Raw genomic sequence first — 17,328 nt, 5'->3', positions numbered from 1 at the left:
TTAACTTCATTTTCATAAAATTATATATTATCAGAACACGATTTCATAATATTCAATAGCTTTGTATTTTTGACAGAATGGCCAAAAACACCTACAAATCCAACACTTTCAAGGAATCAAAAAAAGAGAAAGGCTCAAGGCTAAAACTGAATCTAGCATTCATTAAAGATAAAAGATTTCAGCTAGCCGTTGGCTTTTTCTTAATGATCAGTGCCTTCTATCTTTTTGTTGCTTTTATTTCTTATTTATTTACAGGTAAGGCAGATCAAAGTGTTGTGGAGGCCATTAAAGAAACGGGTGTTATACAATCTGGAAGAGAGGCTGAAAACTGGCTGGGGCTGTATGGTGCCATCATCTCGCATAATTTCATTTTTAGGTGGTTTGGTTTGGCTGCATTCTTCACACCACCATTGCTGTTTATCATGGGCCATAAGATTGTTTTTAAAAGAGAGATTATCTCCGTTAAATCAACGTTAACCTTTTGCTTGTTTTTCACTATTTGGCTAAGCCTTTTATTGGGTTACTCCGTTTATAATTCTGAGGGAGTTTCTGAATGGGGATTTTTGAGTGGAGGCATAGGTTACGAATTAGCTATAGTTTTCGAAGGGTTAATTGGGTGGGGAACGTTACTGTTCTTAATCTTCACTTTTTTAGTATTCGTTATCTATTTTTTCAATGTCACTACTCTCATTGGTTTGCAGAGTAAAACCGTGGTAGATGGTGATGAAATTGTAGCTGACAAAGAACAAGAGGATGATGGCGACTTACTTGAGGACGATGAGGAAAGTGAGGAGAATGAAGATGAAAGTGAATCCTGGGTAGTAAAAAACAAAGAGGAAAAAGTTGAAGAGCCAGAACAAGAAAAGGAAGATGAGCAGGAAAACGAGGTAGTTTTTGAAGCACCTAAGCCAACAAATACTACAAAGAAGAAGGAAGAGCCGAATCTTGAATTGGATGTAGAGTTACCGGAAAAAGAAGAGCCACAGCCTGCGTTTGAAGTAGAAGAGGAAAAGAATGAAGAGAAAACGGCAGATTCACAGGAGAACTATGACCCTACTTTAGATCTCGGCTCATATAAATATCCGACTCTCGAATTACTTGACGATCACGATAACAGCAAAGCTCAGGTAACTAAGGAGGAGCTTGAAGCCAATAAGGATAAGATTATCGAAACACTTGTCAATTTTAAAATTGGCATTAATAGTATTAAAGCAACCATTGGCCCCACTGTAACACTTTATGAAATTGTTCCGGAAGCTGGTATTAAGATCTCCAAAATCAAAAACCTGGAAGACGATATTGCCTTGAGCCTTGCAGCACTTGGTATTCGTATTATTGCTCCCATTCCGGGTAAAGGAACCATTGGTATTGAAGTGCCAAATAAAAATAGCGAGATGGTGGGCATCCGCTCGGTGCTTTCTACCGAAAAGTTTATGAAGAGCGATAAGGAACTACCTGTTGCGCTTGGTAAAACCATTTCTAACGAAGTGCATGTTATCGACTTAGCCAAAATGCCTCACATATTAATGGCAGGAGCTACTGGTCAGGGTAAATCTGTTGGGTTAAATGTGCTATTAACTTCATTGCTTTATAAAAAGCACCCATCTCAACTGAAGTTTGTTTTGGTTGATCCTAAGAAAGTGGAATTGACACTCTTCAACAAAATAGAACGCCACTTTTTAGCTATGTTGCCTGATGGCGAAGAGGCCATTATCACGGATACTAAAAAAGTAATCAATACATTAAATTCTTTATGTATTGAAATGGATAACCGCTACGATTTACTAAAAGAGGCAGGCGCAAGAAATCTGAAAGAGTATAATGCCAAATTTATTAAGCGCAGACTAAATCCAGAAAAAGGACATAGATTCTTACCGTACATCGTATTGGTAATTGATGAGTTAGCCGATTTGATGATGACAGCCGGTAAGGAAGTTGAGACGCCTATCGCCAGATTGGCACAGTTAGCAAGGGCCATTGGTATTCATCTGGTGGTTGCTACTCAAAGACCTTCGGTAAACGTTATTACAGGTATTATCAAGGCTAATTTCCCGGCTAGGTTATCATTTAGAGTAACTTCAAAAATCGATTCAAGAACCATTCTTGATACAGGTGGTGCAGATCAGTTGATAGGTATGGGTGATATGCTTTTATCACAAGGGTCGGATCTGATTCGCATCCAATGCGCTTTTGTTGATACGGAGGAAGTGGACAGAATATGTGAATATATTGGAAACCAGCGTGGTTACGAATCGGCCTATATGCTGCCCGAATATGTAGGAGAAGGCGATAGCACGGGTGTTGGCGAAGTGGATTTATCGGATCGTGATGCGATGTTTGATGATGCCGCCCGTGTAATAGTTATGCATCAACAGGGTAGTACCTCATTAATTCAGCGTAAATTAAAGCTTGGATATAATAGAGCTGGCAGAATTATTGATCAGTTAGAAGCAGCGGGAATCGTTGGTCCGTTTGAAGGAAGTAAGGCAAGAGAAGTTTTAATTCCTGATGAATATAGTTTGGAACAATTATTGAACAGCTTGAACGAATAGAAATCAGAAATAGAGTAAATCAGAAATTGAAATGAAAAAGATATTATTAGCGGTAGTATTTGGAGTGTTTGCCACCGCAAGCATGGCTCAGTACGATGAAAATGCATTGGCAGTGTTGGATGCCATGAGTGCCAAATACAAAAAAATACCAGCTTACAGTGCCAATATTACTTCCAGTCTCATCAACGAAACTGAAGGGTTGAATGAAAAATTCAGCGGTAAAATAGCGGTGAAAGGCGAGATGTACAAGCTCGAATTAGAGGAGCAGTTAGTTATTAATAATGGAACTACAGTCTGGACCTACTTGCCGGATGTAAATGAAGTAAATATTGATAACTATAATCCAGAAGATGACGAGATGTCTCCATCGAAAATATATGATGCCTACAAGAATGGGTATAAGTATGTTTTATTAGGAGAGCAAAATGTAAATGGAGTACTATGCTCAGAAATTGATCTTATTCCTAACGATAGAGATGCTCAGTTTTTTAAGATTAAGTTATTTATCGCAAAGAGCGACAATAGCTTAAAAAGCTGGACAATGTTTGATAAGTCAGGGAATAAATACAAATACTCTATCAAAGACTTTAAGCAACTAAATAATGCCAAAGATTCAGATTTTACATTTAATGCAGCTGATTTTCCGGGCGTTGATATCATCGATTTGAGATAATTACAATTAATTATACGATATATGAGGCCACTAATTAGTGGCCTTTTTTATTTTTACATTTATGAATAAGGCTGAACTCGTTGCTCAAATAAAGAAGAAGGAGTCTTACCTCTGCGTAGGTCTGGATACCGATATCAATAAAATCCCTGCGCATTTAAGAGATTCAGACGATCCGATTTTCGAGTTCAACAAGCAAATTATTGATGCTACTCATCAATATTGTGTGGCCTATAAGCCTAACATTGCCTTTTATGAAGCATTAGGCACAAAAGGTTGGGAAAGCCTTCAGAGAACACTCGATTACATTCCCAAAGATATTTTCACCATAGCCGATGCTAAAAGAGGCGACATAGGGAATACCTCAAAGCTTTATGCTAAGGCATTTTTCGAAACCATGAATTTCGATTCTATTACCGTTGCGCCTTACATGGGTGTGGATTCAGTGACCCCTTTTCTCGAGTTTCATGATAAGTGGGTGATACTTTTGGCGCATACATCAAATCCTGGAAGTCATGATTTTCAGTTAATCGAGAATGGTGAAGAAAAGGCACTTTATGAAACTGTGATTGAAAAAAGCAGACAGTGGGCAACAGCAGAACATTTGATGTTTGTAGTAGGTGCCACACAAGCAGAAAGAATTGGCCATATTCGTTCATTGGCACCAGACAATTTCTTTCTAGTGCCCGGTGTTGGAGCACAGGGTGGCGATTTAGAAGCTGTGAGTAAAGAAGGAATGAATAACGAATGTGGATTACTTGTAAATAGTTCTCGAGGAATTATTTATGCAGGTTCTGATGAAGATTTTGCGCGGGCTGCAGGCATGGCAGCATCAAACCTTCAAGCGGAAATGAAAGGCTACCTTGAAAAATATATGTAAATGCAAGAGGCTTTTTTGCACTACGTTTGGAAGCATCAATATTTTGATAAGTCGGCACTAGCAACAAGTGACGGACAAAACTTAATAATATTTACAACTGGCTTTCATAATTCAGATGCAGGACCCGATTTTAAAGAAGCCAGAATTAAGATAGACGATATTGAGTGGTCAGGTAGTGTAGAGCTACATGTAAAATCTTCGAATTGGTATGATCATGAACATCAAAATGATGTCGCTTATGAAGATGTAATTCTTCATGTAGTCTGGGAGAATGATAAAGAGGTTCAAAGAAAAGATGGTTCTGTTATTCCAGTTGTAGAGTTAAAATCAAAAGTAGATTTAAATCTTGTTACCAGGTACAAGTCGTTAATTCAAAGTAATGGAATAGGAATACCTTGTGAAGATTCTTTTGCGAATGTAGAAGAGATTACAAAATTCTCAATGCTCGATAAACTGCTTGTCGAACGATTGAAATTAAAATCGAGTGAAATACTTTCAATATTAAAATCAACGAATGGCGACTGGGAAGAGACGGCTTATCGCTGTTTATTTCAATCCTTTGGTTTAAAAGTTAATAAAGAACCTTTTGGCAATCTTGCTAAGGAATTACCTTTCCGATTGATCAAAAAACACAATCAATCCATTGAAGATATTGAGGCCCTACTTTTTGGTACGGCAGGTTTTTTAAATGAGGCCAGTGATGATTTATATTTCAAGGAGTTAAAAACACGATTCAACTTCCTTTCCAACAAATATCAATTAGATCCATCTTTAAATACTGCCCACTGGAAGTTTTTAAGATTGAGGCCTGCTAACTTTCCAACCATTAGACTTGGTCAATTGGCAGCCATATTGAAGGATACTCAATCTATATTTCAAGAATTTATTAATACTTCTGATATTGAACAATTGGTAAAGTGGCTGCGTACTACTCCAGGAGTATATTGGCAATCTCATTACCATTTCAACAAGAAATCAAAAACAAAGAATAGTGGTATTGGTAAGAGCACTTTTGACTTAATTGTAATTAATACCATAGCTCCATTACTAGTTGCTTATGGTCAAACAGTCGATGATTATCATTTCACCGAGAGAGCCGTTACTCTTTTAGAAGAGCTAAAGCCAGAAAGTAATAGGTTAACGAAAGTCTACAGTGATTTAGGATTGAAACCAAAAAACGCTGCCGATTCACAAGGTATGATTCAGTTGTATAATCACTACTGCACCAAAAGAAAATGTTTAAGTTGTAGTATTGGTCATTCAATATTAGCCGAAGCTTAATGATACTCTTCATTCACATTCTCAATATTTTATGCCTGGCTGGAATTAGTGTGTTACTGGTTCAAAGGAGTTCAAGGTTTAAAATATATGCTACCCTTGGCTTACTAGTAAAGTTTGTGTGCGGTATTCTATTGGGTTGGCTCTATATGCATTATTATGGTTATGGAGATACATTGGCATATTATAAAGAAGGTACTCAGCTAGCAGAATTGGCAATTACATCACCAATTAATTATCTCGAATACCTATTTACCTCATCGAGTGCGCTTTTTAAAACACAATTTGTTTATGAACCACGCGCTTTGTTTTTCACTAAAATCACGAGTGTATTTTGTCTAGTTTCAGCCAATAATTATTGGATTGTAGCGTCATATTTTTCACTGTTGTCTTTCTCGGGAGCTTGGCTTTTTGCTAAGTCGCTAATTAAACATTATCCTTCGCAGAAATTAGCCATCATTCTTTCATTGTTTCTTATTCCATCCGCAGTGTTTTGGTCATCAGGCATTATAAAAGAGAGCTTAACCTTTTTCTTAATTTGTGTGCTATCTAATTATATTTTTAATTGGGTAGTTGATCGAAAGTATCAATTCAAAGATGTAGTGTTATTCATCTTCTGTTTTATCCTGCTATGGAAAATAAAATACTATTATGCGGGAGTCTACATTTCCGTTTCATTGACACTTGTACTCACCGTTTATATATTACAAATAAAGGAAAGTATAGCTAATAGTCGTATTCTACTGTTGGCCACCTACCTTACTTTATTCACAGCTATTGTATTGATTGTTACACTTTTCCATCCAAACCTGGGCATAAATGAAATACACGGAGTAATTCTGAAAAATTATAATGCCTATGCCGCTAAATCTAGTCCAGGTAATTATATAGTTTTTAATGAATTGAGTAACATTAGCGGCCTTGTTTTGTCAGCGCCTAAGGCCTTACTTTCAGGTCTATATCGTCCTTTTATTTGGGAGGCACAATCAAGCCTTTTGTTATTTCAAAGCATTGAATGTCTGTTACTGCTATTATTAACTATATCTCGATTAATATATATTCCTAAGAAAGCGGCTATCACTGAATTTTTGTTGATGGCATCATGTCTCATGTTTGTTTTCATTACGGTAACATTTTTGGCTTTTTCTGCTCCGAACTTCGGTACACTTTCGAGATATAAGTCGACTTTGCTTCCATTTTTGTGTTTCATATTACTTTTCAATCACCCGCTTTTAGAGAAACTCAAATTCAATAGTCTTTGGCAGAGGAGTGTTAAACATTAGCTTTGCAGAAAAAAGAATTAGCTCATGGAAAATCCGGTAATCATATTTGGCGCAAATGAATTAGGAAAGGCAGCAATGGCTGTACTTGAAAGTAATGGAGTGGTTATTTATGGTTTCCTGGATGATGATGAAAAGCTACACAACCAAACTATAAATGAGGTGGCTATTCTTGGCGCAACTGATGATGACGGCTTTCTGAAATTTATAGGTCAGAAGTGTGAAGCATTTGTAGCATTCGATAATAATAAGGTGAGAAAGGCAACGGTGGAGATGTTGAATAAGCGCAGAAAAGTAATGCCCATGAATGCGATTCATCAAAAGGCATATGTAGAAGAATCTGTGCATATCGAGCATGGCAACTTCATTAATGCAGGTGTGATTATCGCGGCCAATGCCAAAGTGGGTAGTCATTGTATAATACATAGCAATGCTACTATAGATTATTCCTCAGAGCTGGGCGACTTAGTTCAGGTGGGTGCTGGAAGCATTATTAATGCAGAAGTAAAAATTGAAGATGAGGCTTTTATTGGTTCTGGTGTAACGATTGTTTCTGGGGTGAAGATTGGAAAAGGAGCTAGAGTAGGAGCAGGTTCAGTAGTTATAGCTGATGTTCCTGCAGGTAAAACAGTTTTTGGAAATCCTGCGGCAGAAGTAAAAAGTTAATTTTATTCTTAATTAACATACATTCCATTTCAATTTGATTCATAAATACCTATCTTATCGCACTTAATTGGTGCTATGGGTAAAATTCCAGAATCAGAACTGATTCTAAATAAAGATGGTAGTGTTTATCATTTAAACTTAAAACCATCTCATATTTCAGATACTATTCTCACCGTTGGTGACCCCAGTCGTGTGTACATGATCAGTCAATATTTTGATGATGTTGATTTTGAAATGAACAGGCGCGAATTCATTACGCACGTAGGTAAATACAAGGGCAAGAAGATTACCGTTATGAGTACCGGCATGGGCACCGATAATGTTGAGATATTTATGACAGAGCTTGATGCCTTGGTTAATATCGATCTGAAAAAACGTGAGCCCAAGCAACGAAAGAAAAAATTAAAAATCATACGAATCGGAACATCAGGAGCCATGCAGGAAGATATTCCTCTTGGCACCCATTTAGTGTCTGATTATGCAGTAGGCCTGGATACGCTCATGTGTTTTTATAATCTGCCTCAGGATAAATTTGAAATGGAGATTGCATCTGAACTAAAGGAACAGACAAAACTACCATTTACCCCCTATGTGGTGAGGGGGTCCGAAACATTGAGAGAGCAAATTGGTGAAAATATGGTGGTGGGAAATACGGTAACTTGCCCGGGGTTTTATGCTCCACAAGGCCGAGAACTGCGCTTGCCCCTAAAAAATAAAACACTTTTAGAAACACTCAACTACTACCATAAAAATGGTTTTTGGCTTACGAATTTTGAAATGGAGACGGCCGGTTATTATGCACTGGGAAGAATGTTAGGCCATGAAGTGTTAAGTGTGAATGCCATTATTGCTAATCGCATCAAAAATAAATTCTCCAAGAACCCCAATAAAATTATAGACTCGTTGATCAGAAAAGTGCTGGATAGAATTTAAGAAGCCTTCTGATTTTTCATATCTCTAATCTGCGTTCTGGCTATAGAAGGATCGTAATTATTATAAAAACCACTTAGAATTCTGTGAGCAATATGGGAGATAATTAGCTCCTCATCGCTTTTTCCTTTCTTACCTACCCAAAATACTCTTCTAGGGTGTTTTTTCATATCTTCTACATATTCCCGAGCTCGCTCGTATTGCTCATCACTGTAAGTGAGCACAAATGTGGTCTCAACAGTTTCCATAATAAAACAGTTAGTTACACCACAGCTAAGACAATACCTATGCCAAATAAATAGGCTCTAATTGACTGATTTGAGCCTATTTTCAAATTGGGGGATGAACGTATTCGGTCAATTATGTTCGTTAGCGGAATAGGCAGCACAAAGCTTAATTTATTATAACTTTGCACACCACAGGGTTAGGTATGAAGGAATTCGAAATGCATACGATGCCAAACGGCATCCGGTTATTACACAAACAAGTTACATCTACAAAGATTGCCCATTGTGGCTTTATGCTCGATATTGGCAGCAGGGATGAAAATGAGACAAATCAGGGCATAGCTCACTTCTGGGAGCACATGGCCTTTAAAGGAACTACCAAAAGAAAGGCATTTCATATTCTCAATCGTATAGATTCTGTAGGTGGCGAACTCAACGCATATACGACAAAAGAGAAAATAGCCTTTTATGCATCTACGTTAGATAGTTATTTCGATAAGGCTTTTGAATTACTGACAGACATCACTTTTGATTCAATTTTCCCTGAAAAGCAGATAGAAAAAGAGCGAAATGTGATATTGGAAGAAATGGCCATGTATTACGATGCACCTGATGATGCTATTCAGGATGAATTTGATAAAGTGATTTTTGCAGACCATCCCCTAGGCATGAATATTCTAGGCACTCAGGAAAGTGTTCGATCTTTCAGCCGAAATGATTTTAAGCAGTTTATCAAAGAACATATTAATACTGAGAAGCTTGTCTTTTGCTCGGTAGGAAATATGCCTTTTAAAAAGGTTATTAAACAAGCAGAAAAGTATCTAAGCCATATACCTACATACAATGCTAAAAAGGAGCGGCTGCCATTTTATAATTATCAGCCTAATTTGGTAAAGATTAACCGGAATATAACGCAATCGCATTGTGCTATTGGGCGCGATGCTTATCCAATAGGGTCGGAGAATAGGTTGCCATTTTTTATGCTCACGAATATTCTTGGTGGTCCTGGCATGAATTCCAGACTTAATCTGGCACTTCGGGAAAAATATGGCTTCGTTTATTCCATTGATGCTGTGTATCAGTCATATACCGATACAGGTTTGTTCGGAATATTTTTTGGTACTGAGCCAAAGCAACTCAATAGAAGTATAGATCTGGTCAATAAAGAATTGAAAAAACTAAGGGAAAAGCCTTTAGGAACATTGCAACTTCATACAGCCAAAGAACAATTGATGGGCCAACTGGCCATGGCCGAAGAAAATAATACGAGCTTCATGCTCATGATGGGCAAGAGCATTCTTGACCTTAATAGAATCGATAGTTTGGATGATATTTTTAAAAAGATAAAAAGTGTTTCTGCGTCTGATCTTCAAGATATGGCGAATGAAATGTTCCAACAAAAAGACCTAAGTACACTCACTTTTACACCTAACTAATATGGATTTCATAGATAGTAAGATTCAAAAGTATTCTGAAGATCATACAGATAAAGAGTCAGATATTCTCAAAGAACTCAACCGAGAAACACACCTTAAAATCTTAAAACCAAGAATGCTTTCAGGGCATTTGCAAGGCCGTGCACTTAGCATGTTTTCTAAAATGATTGCTCCCAAATATATTCTGGAAATAGGCACTTATACAGGCTATTCAGCGATATGTATGGCGGAAGGGCTACAGGCGGACGGTAAGTTAATCACTATTGATATAAATGAAGAGTTGGAATCAATCGTCTCGAAATACGTTAAAAAAGCGGGATATGAAGATCGAATTATTCAAAAGTTTGGTAACGCACTAGACATACTACCCGAATTAGATTTTGCCTGGGACTTAGTATTTATTGACGCTGATAAGGATAATTATGCTAATTATTATGATCTTGTGATCGATAAGGTGAATGTAGGAGGTTATATCATTGCGGACAACGTATTGTGGAGTGGGAAAGTAGTAGAAGAGGTGAAGAGTAATGATAAAGACACACAGGCATTAATAGAATTTAATAAGAAGGTACATACAGATAATAGAGTAGAAAACATACTTTTACCTATTCGTGATGGCTTGATGATTTTAAGAAAAAAATGAGAATACTTTTTTTGAGCTGCCTTTTATTGGCTGGCTACTATTCTAATGCGCAACAGAAACGAGTTCCTTCCAGAATGGAATTCGCTGGCATCAAATTAAGGATTATGGATGATGCCAGAGAGGAAATTCAAAAAGATGTTGATGCACTAACTGCCAGCCCTAAATACTTTGAAATTAAAGCTGAAAGGGCAAGAACCTACTTTCCAATAATAGAGCGCATTTTTAGAGAAGAAGGCCTGCCTGATGATTTTAAATATTTATGTCTCCAGGAAAGCGCACTAATTTCAGATGCAGTTTCCAGCTCTAATGCCGTTGGCTATTGGCAATTCAAAGATTTTACTGCAGTTGAAGTAGGCATGCGTGTAGATAAGTATGTTGACGAAAGAAAAAACATTGTGGCCTCTACTCGCGGAGCAGCAAAATATATGCATAACAATAACCAGTTTTTTGATAACTGGCTTCACGCGTTACAGGCATATCAGATGGGTGCAGGCGGTGCTATGAAAGTACTTAAGGGTCAAGAAGGTGCTAAATCTATGACTATCGATAAAAAGACATACTGGTACGTAAAAAAATATTTGGCTCATAAAATAGCTTTTGAAGGCTCAACCGATCAGAAGGGCGAAATTGTAATAAGCGAGTATTATGACGGTGCCGGTAAATCCTTAAAGGAGATAGCCAATGAAACAGGATTGGATGTAGAGGAAGTAGAAAAATATAACAAATGGCTTTCTAAGGGCAAGATACCTGACGATAAGCCCTATGCTGTGATCCTTCCAAAAGCTGGATTGGATACATCTGCACCAGTGTTGGCTGCTGAAAAACCAAAAAAACAAGTGGAGCAAAAGCAGGTTGAATATACATTTGATGAGCCAGGCGAGTTTCCACGGATAGAAGATGATATTGAGGCTAGAGCGGGAAAAATTGTGGAAATCAATGGCCTTCCTGGAATCGTGGCTGGCATGAATGACAAGATTCCTGAATTAGCCAAGAAGGCTGATATTTCATTAAGTAAGTTTTTAAAGTACAACGATTTGGGAATTGATGGAAAGTTAATTCCGGGGCAAGTGTACTACATGAAGAAGAAGAGAGGTAAGGCAAAAGCGTACTATCATGTATTACAGCCTGATGAAACACTTTGGTCGGTGTCACAAAAATTCGGGATTAAATTAAAGAAGCTTAAAGTAAAAAATCGTATTAAAGATGATACGAAAATAACTCCAGGCAGAGTATTGTGGCTGCGTTTTATCAGGCCTGCTAAAATTCCTATTGAATATCGTGAAGTGGAAGAACCAGTGAAAGTAGAGTTGGAGCAGCCGATTGTCATAGAAAAACCAAAAGAAAAAGTAGTAGCTAAAGAAATTGTAGCTGATGAGGTTTCCATAGATTCTGTAAAAACTTCACAAACAGACACTGTTCAGGTAGAGTTGGAAAATATTGAAGTAGACTCAACTGCAGCGGAGGAAGAGACTGTGGTAAATTTAAAGGATGAAGAAATTGATGCAAAAGAGGAAAAATCGGAACAGGGTTTTTTAAAAATACATGAGGTGCAATTGGGACAAACCTATTACGCCATCTCAAAAATTTATGATGTTTCTGTATTTGAAATATTGGATTGGAATAACCTGACAATCTCAGATAAATTGAGTGTTGGCCAAAAGGTAATTGTCTATGTAAGAGACGAGCCCGTTGAAAAAAATGAGAGTGCAACTCCTGCAAATGAATCATCAGACTCAACAACCAAATTTATCGAGCATGAGGTGAAGGAGGGAGATACATTATATAAGATAGCCAGGATGTACAATGTTAGTGTTCAGGATATAATGAGGTGGAATAGCAAGGAAGACTTTAACATTGGGTACGGAGAAAAATTAAAAATTCAAGTAGCAGAAACTGAAAACTAGAACTATCGAAAGATTAATTGATAGTAAAATGCTAATTTTTGCTATCCGTAGATAAAACTTGCGGATATATCTTTTGAACATTAAAAAAAAAGTTATTAATTGTGGGGAACTACAATCAAATTTTAAAGAAGTTTGAAGTTAACTTGGTCAATCAGACCTTATATTAGTAGAACATAAATAAATAAAACGTTGACGAATTCTAAGCCGATAGATTTAGTGATGCTAGTTGATGATAATGACACAGACAATTTCATCAGTAAGAGGATCATTGAAATAACAAAGTTTGCAAATAGGGTAGAAGTTAAGAATTCAGGAAAAAGCGCCCTTGATTACCTTCGAGAAAATCAGGATAAAATTGAAGACCTTCCTAATCTGATTTTTTTGGACATTAATATGCCAATTGTAGATGGTTTTGTGTTCTTATACGAGTTTGAAAAGTTCAACGACACTATTAAAGATAAGTGCAAAGTTATTATCCTGTCCAGTTCTGATAATAAGCGTGATATTGATAAGATTGTCAATAACAATCATGTAATCAAATTTATCACTAAACCACTCACAGAAACAGCCTTAGAAGAAGTTAAGGTGAACAATTTATAGTATTTTTGGTTCATTATTTAGTTTAATTCATTGAACATAAATTATGAATATAATTAAAAGTACTATTCAATTACTTACTGTCTTTTTATTCGTAGGGATAAGTGCAAATATTTATGCACAAGATCAGGAACCAGCTCCTATTTCCAGAGACTCAGCCTGGACAACCGGAGGTAATGCAGGGTTTTTCTTTCAACAAGTAGGTGTAGACAACTGGGCTGGTGGAGGTGAAAATGCCGTAGCCTATGGCTCAGAAGTGAATTTGTTTGCCAACAAAAGAAGAAGAAGCCATACATGGTTTAATTCTCTTCAAGCAGGTTATGGCTTGGTAAAAATTGGCGATTCTGGATCAAGAAAAAACAACGATGTATTGATTGTAACAAGCCAGTATGGCCGCTATTTATCTAAAAATTGGCAATTATCCGGTGGTATAGATTTTAGAACTCAATTTGATGATGGTTTTAATTATGCTGGTGCGGCAGACGGAACAGATACATTAATATCCACATTTATGGCGCCTGGTTATCTCTCACCATACATAGGCGCTTCCTATAAGCCTAATGATGCTTTTTCCGCAACTATTTCTCCTTTAATGAATAAAATCACTTTTGTATTAGATGATGATTTAGCGGATGTTGGAGCGTATGGTGTTGAGCCGGGCGATAATATTAGATCACAGGCTGGGTGGAGTGTGAGTTCTCTTTTTCAAAAAGAGATAATGAAAAATGTAAATCTTAAATCCAGTTTATTACTATTTGCTGCCTATGAAGAGCCGGAACATATCGATGTAAATTTCGACCTGTTTCTAAACTTCAAAGTGAACGAGTTTATCACAACTAATTTTGCTTTGCAGGCTATTTACGATCATGATGTAGATATCGAAGATGACGATGGTAATGTTGGCCCCCGATTGCAGCTTCGAAATGTTTTGAATATTGGAGTTACATTTAATTTCGGAGAAAAACCGAAAGAAGAGTAGCACTTACTAATAATTATAATCCCTACAAAGGAGGGATCTTACTTAGATATTTTAACTAATTAACTTAGTAAGATGCTTTGTTCCTCAGCATGATATTATTTTTTCTATTCTAAAAATCGGGATCTAATCCAAGCCTATTCTTAAGCTCTTTGAGGATAGGTTTTTTTTCCGCCATAAAGTCAAACTTTTCGCCATTGGTATACGGCACTTTCGATTGTTCTTCCTCTTTTAATTCAGTTTCTAACTTAATATGTCTGTTATTAAGTTTCGATTTAAGATAAGTTATAAGGTCTGATCTAAACTTATCGAGAATTACCAATTTAACCGAGTTGGTAAAAGTAATTATGATTGTATACTCATTCTCCAGCCTTACTTGTTGCTTAAGTACTGCATATTCAGAATCTCTGCCTTCTGCTTTTGCTTTTTCGGCAAACTCGTTCCAAATGGTGAGTAACGCTTCTTCGGTAAATTTTTCTTCACCATAAAGCTCATCGTCATCAGTTGTATTCGCTTTTTTCTCTTCTTCCTCAGCTTTAGCTTCTTCTAAAATGTTGCTGAGCTTTGGTATTTTGGTGGTTGACTTAAGCTTTTGAGAGTTGATCTTAACTTCAGATTTAGCCTTCTGAGCCACAGGAGTGTCATTAGAATCGGTTTCTAATTGTTCTTCTTCACTTACTTTGGTTGGCTGTGGTGCTTCTGTTTCTTCAGATGACTTATTGTGAGAAATTGCAGGTGCTGCTGATGTCTTAGCTAGACTTTTTTTTTTACTTCATCAGCCGATGAACTGGACATGCTAACAGCGGCATTTATGTGCGCAAGTTTCATCAGAGCGAGCTCAACATGTAATCGTTGGTTTTTGGCTCCTTTATAACTCAAATCGCACTTATTGGCAATATTTAATGCTGAAAGTAAAAATGATAAAGATGATTTGTTGGCTTGCTCAGCATATTTAGCTTTGGCAGCATCAGGCACTTCCATCAATTGAATGGTAGTATTGTCTTTGCTCACCATCAAATTTCTTAAATGCTCGCTAAGACCTACAATAAAATTATGGCCGTCAAAGCCTTGTTTTAAAATCTCATCAAATGTGAGCAGGGCTGCTGACATATCTTCACTAAGAAGATGATCAACCATTTTAAAGTAGTACTCATAATCTAGTATGTGTAAATTACTTATAGTTGATTGGTATGTAACGTTTCTATCTGATGAGAACGTAACAATTAGATCAAAAATGGAAAGTGCATCTCGCAAAGCACCATCGGCTTTTTGTGAGATTAAATGAAGCGCTTCATCTTCATATTTTATGCTTTCCCTGTCAGCAATTTGCTTTAAGTGATCAGCAATATCGTTCACCTGAATTCTATTGAAATCAAAAATTTGACACCTTGATAGAATGGTTGGTATAATTTTATGCTTCTCAGTTGTAGCTAATATAAAAATAGCATAGGGTGGTGGCTCTTCTAAAGTCTTTAAAAATGCATTAAAGGCTTGTGTAGAAAGCATGTGCACCTCATCTATGATATACACCTTATACTTACCGTATTGAGGAGGGTATCTCACCTGATCAATCAGGTTTCGGATGTCATCTACGGAGTTGTTGGATGCAGCATCCAGTTCAAAAATATTCAATGCGTTACCATCATGCGACTCATCAAAGTCGTTAATCATGCGAGCTAGAATACGTGCACAAGTGGTTTTACCCACACCTCTGGGGCCGCAAAAAAGTAGAGCTTGAGCTAATTGATTGTTATCGATCGCATTTTTTAGAGTAGTAGTAATATGGCTTTGGCCAACTACTTCATCAAACCCTTTGGGTCTGTATTTACGTGCCGATACAACAAATTTTTCCATCCGCTCGAAGTTACTAATTGCAGGTTAAACGAGGAAAAGAAATTAACTGAGATGAAGGAAGAAATTTAGAATTCCCATTTAATACCATTGGTGAGCGAATAAACCCAGTTATTAATTTTTATGATGGGTCGATCTTCATATTGGGCGGAGAAGGATGTGCTAAACGAAAGATTGTTGGTGAGTGTAAAGGAGAGCGAGAAGTCCCCGCTAAATCTACTTCTGAAAATATTGGATTTAGTATCCATGCCTCCTTGGAAATAAGCAATGCCATTAAAAGTAACAGTCTCATTAATATTTGCATCAAAACCTATGTATGAAGAGTTCTTCCAAATTTCTCTAACTAGTGTTCTTTCTAATTCAGAGCTTATCCACTCTTCGTACTCAAACATTACACCTGTCCCTAAATGAATTTGCGAATTATCTGTATTCATCACTTGCCAGCGAACTCCTGAACCTAGCAATCTTCGCATCGGCATTTTTCTACCATCATCGTATTGAATTTGTGAAAACGATTCATAACTGAATGTTTTCTTTCTTAGCCAATTCACACGAAAGTGCGCGTAACCTGTACTTATAAGTGGGCCACCTGTAGATTTAAAATAGTTGATATTGTTAATCAATATATAGGCGTGTTTATCGGACATATAAACTAGATCAGCCTTACCGTTTAAACCGGTAAAAGTAATATCCTGATCAGCTGAGGAGCTTCTATTGTTCATATTAAAATCAATATTGATATTACCTATGAAGTATTCTGCAGAATCTGCGTCCAACTCGCCTTTATCAACTTTTAATATCTGGCTATATGTTGTTAAAGTGAAAAATAATAGCGCCGCTGTCAGTAGTATTTTCATGAGATGCGAAATTATAAAACCATGTAGCACTGATCAAATTTGAATTAGAATTAGTAGTGAACTTATTTACCTCTATATTTGTCATATCTATGCGTAATTGCAATGTACAAAATGGGGTCGACCGGTTTTGACAGGATGAGTGGTTACGTGGGTAAGCATGCAGGCTCATGGGGTGAGAGCCTTGAAAGATAGTCCTTTATTACAATTGGCGAATCTAATTACGCCATGGCAGCATAATCTCGAAGTATAGTAGAGATCCTGGGTAACTTGTAAGACAAGTCCCCTGCCACATCCTACAAAAACTCTGCTTTGCAGTTTTTGATTTAGGGTGTCGATGAGCAAAGCTAGCGCTAGCAGGGTTGTGATGCATGTGCGAAACTAATTGCAACTAAGGTTTGGTCTGAGGTTGTTGCCGCCTTGGCCTGACACGAAAATTTAAGAGTAACTAAGCATGTAGAAGCTACGATAGTTGCCTTCTCTGGACGAGAGTTCGAATCTCTCCGACTCCACAAATTACAAAAGCTGTCCCAGAAGGGGCAGCTTTTTGTTTTAGTAAACACGTGTGTAAAGATGATTCACGA

16 protein-coding genes and 1 other RNA gene are annotated in these 17,328 nt (G+C 37.1%); 13 read left to right on the top strand and 4 right to left on the bottom strand.

Going from position 1 to position 17,328, the window contains the following annotated elements; translation table 11 throughout:
- Positions 1-77 precede the first annotated feature (77 nt).
- The 7 genes from JR347_RS00740 to JR347_RS00710 all read left to right on the top strand — a co-directional run bounded on the left by JR347_RS00740 (position 78) and on the right by JR347_RS00710 (position 8,259).
- Positions 78-2,552 (top strand): FtsK/SpoIIIE family DNA translocase, encoded by a 2,475-nt coding sequence (locus JR347_RS00740; RefSeq protein ID WP_205722155.1) that lies wholly within the window; start codon positions 78-80, stop codon positions 2,550-2,552.
- A gap of 31 nt (positions 2,553-2,583) precedes the next feature.
- Positions 2,584-3,225, top strand: a complete 642-nt coding sequence (locus JR347_RS00735; RefSeq protein ID WP_205722154.1) for a LolA family protein — start codon at positions 2,584-2,586, stop codon at positions 3,223-3,225.
- 61 nt (positions 3,226-3,286) lie between these two features.
- Positions 3,287-4,102, top strand: coding sequence for an orotidine-5'-phosphate decarboxylase (gene pyrF / locus JR347_RS00730; RefSeq protein ID WP_205722153.1), 816 nt, complete (start codon positions 3,287-3,289; stop codon positions 4,100-4,102).
- Positions 4,103-5,383, top strand: a complete 1,281-nt coding sequence (locus tag JR347_RS00725; RefSeq protein WP_205722152.1) for a DUF2851 family protein — start codon at positions 4,103-4,105, stop codon at positions 5,381-5,383.
- Complete coding sequence (locus tag JR347_RS00720) at positions 5,383-6,663, top strand: hypothetical protein (RefSeq protein WP_205722151.1); 1,281 nt, start codon at positions 5,383-5,385, stop codon at positions 6,661-6,663. The genes JR347_RS00725 and JR347_RS00720 overlap by 1 nt, the downstream gene beginning before the upstream one ends.
- Before the next feature lie 24 nt (positions 6,664-6,687).
- Positions 6,688-7,326, top strand: coding sequence for an acetyltransferase (locus JR347_RS00715; protein ID WP_205722150.1), 639 nt, complete (start codon positions 6,688-6,690; stop codon positions 7,324-7,326).
- Positions 7,327-7,401: 75 nt separating this feature from the next.
- Positions 7,402-8,259 carry a nucleoside phosphorylase gene (locus tag JR347_RS00710; protein WP_205722149.1) on the top strand — a complete coding sequence of 286 codons (858 nt, stop codon included), beginning with the start codon at positions 7,402-7,404 and terminating at the stop codon, positions 8,257-8,259.
- Here JR347_RS00710 and JR347_RS00705 read toward each other — a convergent pair.
- Positions 8,256-8,504 (bottom strand): hypothetical protein, encoded by a 249-nt coding sequence (locus JR347_RS00705; protein WP_205722148.1) that lies wholly within the window; start codon positions 8,502-8,504, stop codon positions 8,256-8,258. The genes JR347_RS00710 and JR347_RS00705 overlap by 4 nt on opposite strands.
- Before the next feature lie 182 nt (positions 8,505-8,686).
- Here JR347_RS00705 and JR347_RS00700 point away from each other — a divergent pair, with 182 nt between their 5' ends.
- From JR347_RS00700 to JR347_RS00680, 5 genes are all read left to right on the top strand, one after another.
- Entirely contained in the window at positions 8,687-9,919 is a 1,233-nt protein-coding gene (locus JR347_RS00700; protein ID WP_205722147.1) for a M16 family metallopeptidase, read from the top strand.
- A gap of 1 nt (position 9,920) precedes the next feature.
- Positions 9,921-10,562: an O-methyltransferase gene (locus JR347_RS00695; protein ID WP_205722146.1), complete on the top strand. Its 642-nt coding sequence runs from the start codon at positions 9,921-9,923 to the stop codon at positions 10,560-10,562.
- Complete coding sequence (locus JR347_RS00690) at positions 10,559-12,466, top strand: LysM peptidoglycan-binding domain-containing protein (RefSeq protein WP_205722145.1); 1,908 nt, start codon at positions 10,559-10,561, stop codon at positions 12,464-12,466. The genes JR347_RS00695 and JR347_RS00690 overlap by 4 nt, the downstream gene beginning before the upstream one ends.
- A gap of 219 nt (positions 12,467-12,685) precedes the next feature.
- Positions 12,686-13,066, top strand: coding sequence for a response regulator (locus JR347_RS00685; protein ID WP_205723799.1), 381 nt, complete (start codon positions 12,686-12,688; stop codon positions 13,064-13,066).
- 43 nt (positions 13,067-13,109) lie between these two features.
- Positions 13,110-14,042, top strand: a complete 933-nt coding sequence (locus JR347_RS00680; RefSeq protein WP_205722144.1) for a DUF3078 domain-containing protein — start codon at positions 13,110-13,112, stop codon at positions 14,040-14,042.
- A gap of 109 nt (positions 14,043-14,151) precedes the next feature.
- Here JR347_RS00680 and JR347_RS00675 read toward each other — a convergent pair whose 3' ends face one another.
- The 3 genes from JR347_RS00675 to JR347_RS00665 all read right to left on the bottom strand — a co-directional run bounded on the left by JR347_RS00675 (position 14,152) and on the right by JR347_RS00665 (position 16,747).
- A complete protein-coding gene (locus JR347_RS00675) occupies positions 14,152-14,673 on the bottom strand; it encodes a hypothetical protein (protein ID WP_205722143.1) in 522 nt (173 codons plus the stop codon).
- A 119-nt stretch (positions 14,674-14,792) separates the two neighbouring features.
- Positions 14,793-15,893: a DNA polymerase III subunit gamma/tau gene (gene dnaX, locus JR347_RS00670; RefSeq protein ID WP_205722142.1), complete on the bottom strand. Its 1,101-nt coding sequence runs from the start codon at positions 15,891-15,893 to the stop codon at positions 14,793-14,795.
- A gap of 65 nt (positions 15,894-15,958) precedes the next feature.
- Entirely contained in the window at positions 15,959-16,747 is a 789-nt protein-coding gene (locus tag JR347_RS00665; protein WP_205722141.1) for a DUF481 domain-containing protein, read from the bottom strand.
- Between the two features lie 113 nt (positions 16,748-16,860).
- On the opposite strand from JR347_RS00665, the gene ssrA reads away from it, so the two are divergent.
- Positions 16,861-17,259: a transfer-messenger RNA gene (gene ssrA / locus JR347_RS00660) on the top strand.
- Positions 17,260-17,328: the final 69 nt, after the last annotated feature.

Source organism: Fulvivirga lutea (genome assembly GCF_017068455.1).
GTDB lineage: Bacteria > Bacteroidota > Bacteroidia > Cytophagales > Cyclobacteriaceae > Fulvivirga > Fulvivirga lutea.
This window is presented reverse-complemented; position numbering and strand designations above follow the sequence as displayed.

Excerpts from the sequence above, each read along its gene's own strand:
- JR347_RS00710 (WP_205722149.1), top strand. The coding sequence starts at position 7,402 with ATGGGTAAAATTCCAGAATCAGAACTGATTCTAAATAAAGATGGTAGT.
- JR347_RS00680 (WP_205722144.1), top strand. The coding sequence starts at position 13,110 with ATGAATATAATTAAAAGTACTATTCAATTACTTACTGTCTTTTTATTC.
- JR347_RS00695 (WP_205722146.1), top strand. The coding sequence starts at position 9,921 with ATGGATTTCATAGATAGTAAGATTCAAAAGTATTCTGAAGATCATACA.
- dnaX (WP_205722142.1), bottom strand. The coding sequence starts at position 15,893 with ATGGAAAAATTTGTTGTATCGGCACGTAAATACAGACCCAAAGGGTTT.
- JR347_RS00725 (WP_205722152.1), top strand. The coding sequence starts at position 4,103 with ATGCAAGAGGCTTTTTTGCACTACGTTTGGAAGCATCAATATTTTGAT.
- JR347_RS00685 (WP_205723799.1), top strand. The coding sequence starts at position 12,686 with ATGCTAGTTGATGATAATGACACAGACAATTTCATCAGTAAGAGGATC.
- JR347_RS00665 (WP_205722141.1), bottom strand. The coding sequence starts at position 16,747 with ATGAAAATACTACTGACAGCGGCGCTATTATTTTTCACTTTAACAACA.
- JR347_RS00740 (WP_205722155.1), top strand. The coding sequence starts at position 78 with ATGGCCAAAAACACCTACAAATCCAACACTTTCAAGGAATCAAAAAAA.
- JR347_RS00690 (WP_205722145.1), top strand. The coding sequence starts at position 10,559 with ATGAGAATACTTTTTTTGAGCTGCCTTTTATTGGCTGGCTACTATTCT.
- pyrF (WP_205722153.1), top strand. The coding sequence starts at position 3,287 with ATGAATAAGGCTGAACTCGTTGCTCAAATAAAGAAGAAGGAGTCTTAC.
- JR347_RS00700 (WP_205722147.1), top strand. The coding sequence starts at position 8,687 with ATGAAGGAATTCGAAATGCATACGATGCCAAACGGCATCCGGTTATTA.
- JR347_RS00715 (WP_205722150.1), top strand. The coding sequence starts at position 6,688 with ATGGAAAATCCGGTAATCATATTTGGCGCAAATGAATTAGGAAAGGCA.
- JR347_RS00735 (WP_205722154.1), top strand. The coding sequence starts at position 2,584 with ATGAAAAAGATATTATTAGCGGTAGTATTTGGAGTGTTTGCCACCGCA.
- JR347_RS00720 (WP_205722151.1), top strand. The coding sequence starts at position 5,383 with ATGATACTCTTCATTCACATTCTCAATATTTTATGCCTGGCTGGAATT.
- JR347_RS00705 (WP_205722148.1), bottom strand. The coding sequence starts at position 8,504 with ATGGAAACTGTTGAGACCACATTTGTGCTCACTTACAGTGATGAGCAA.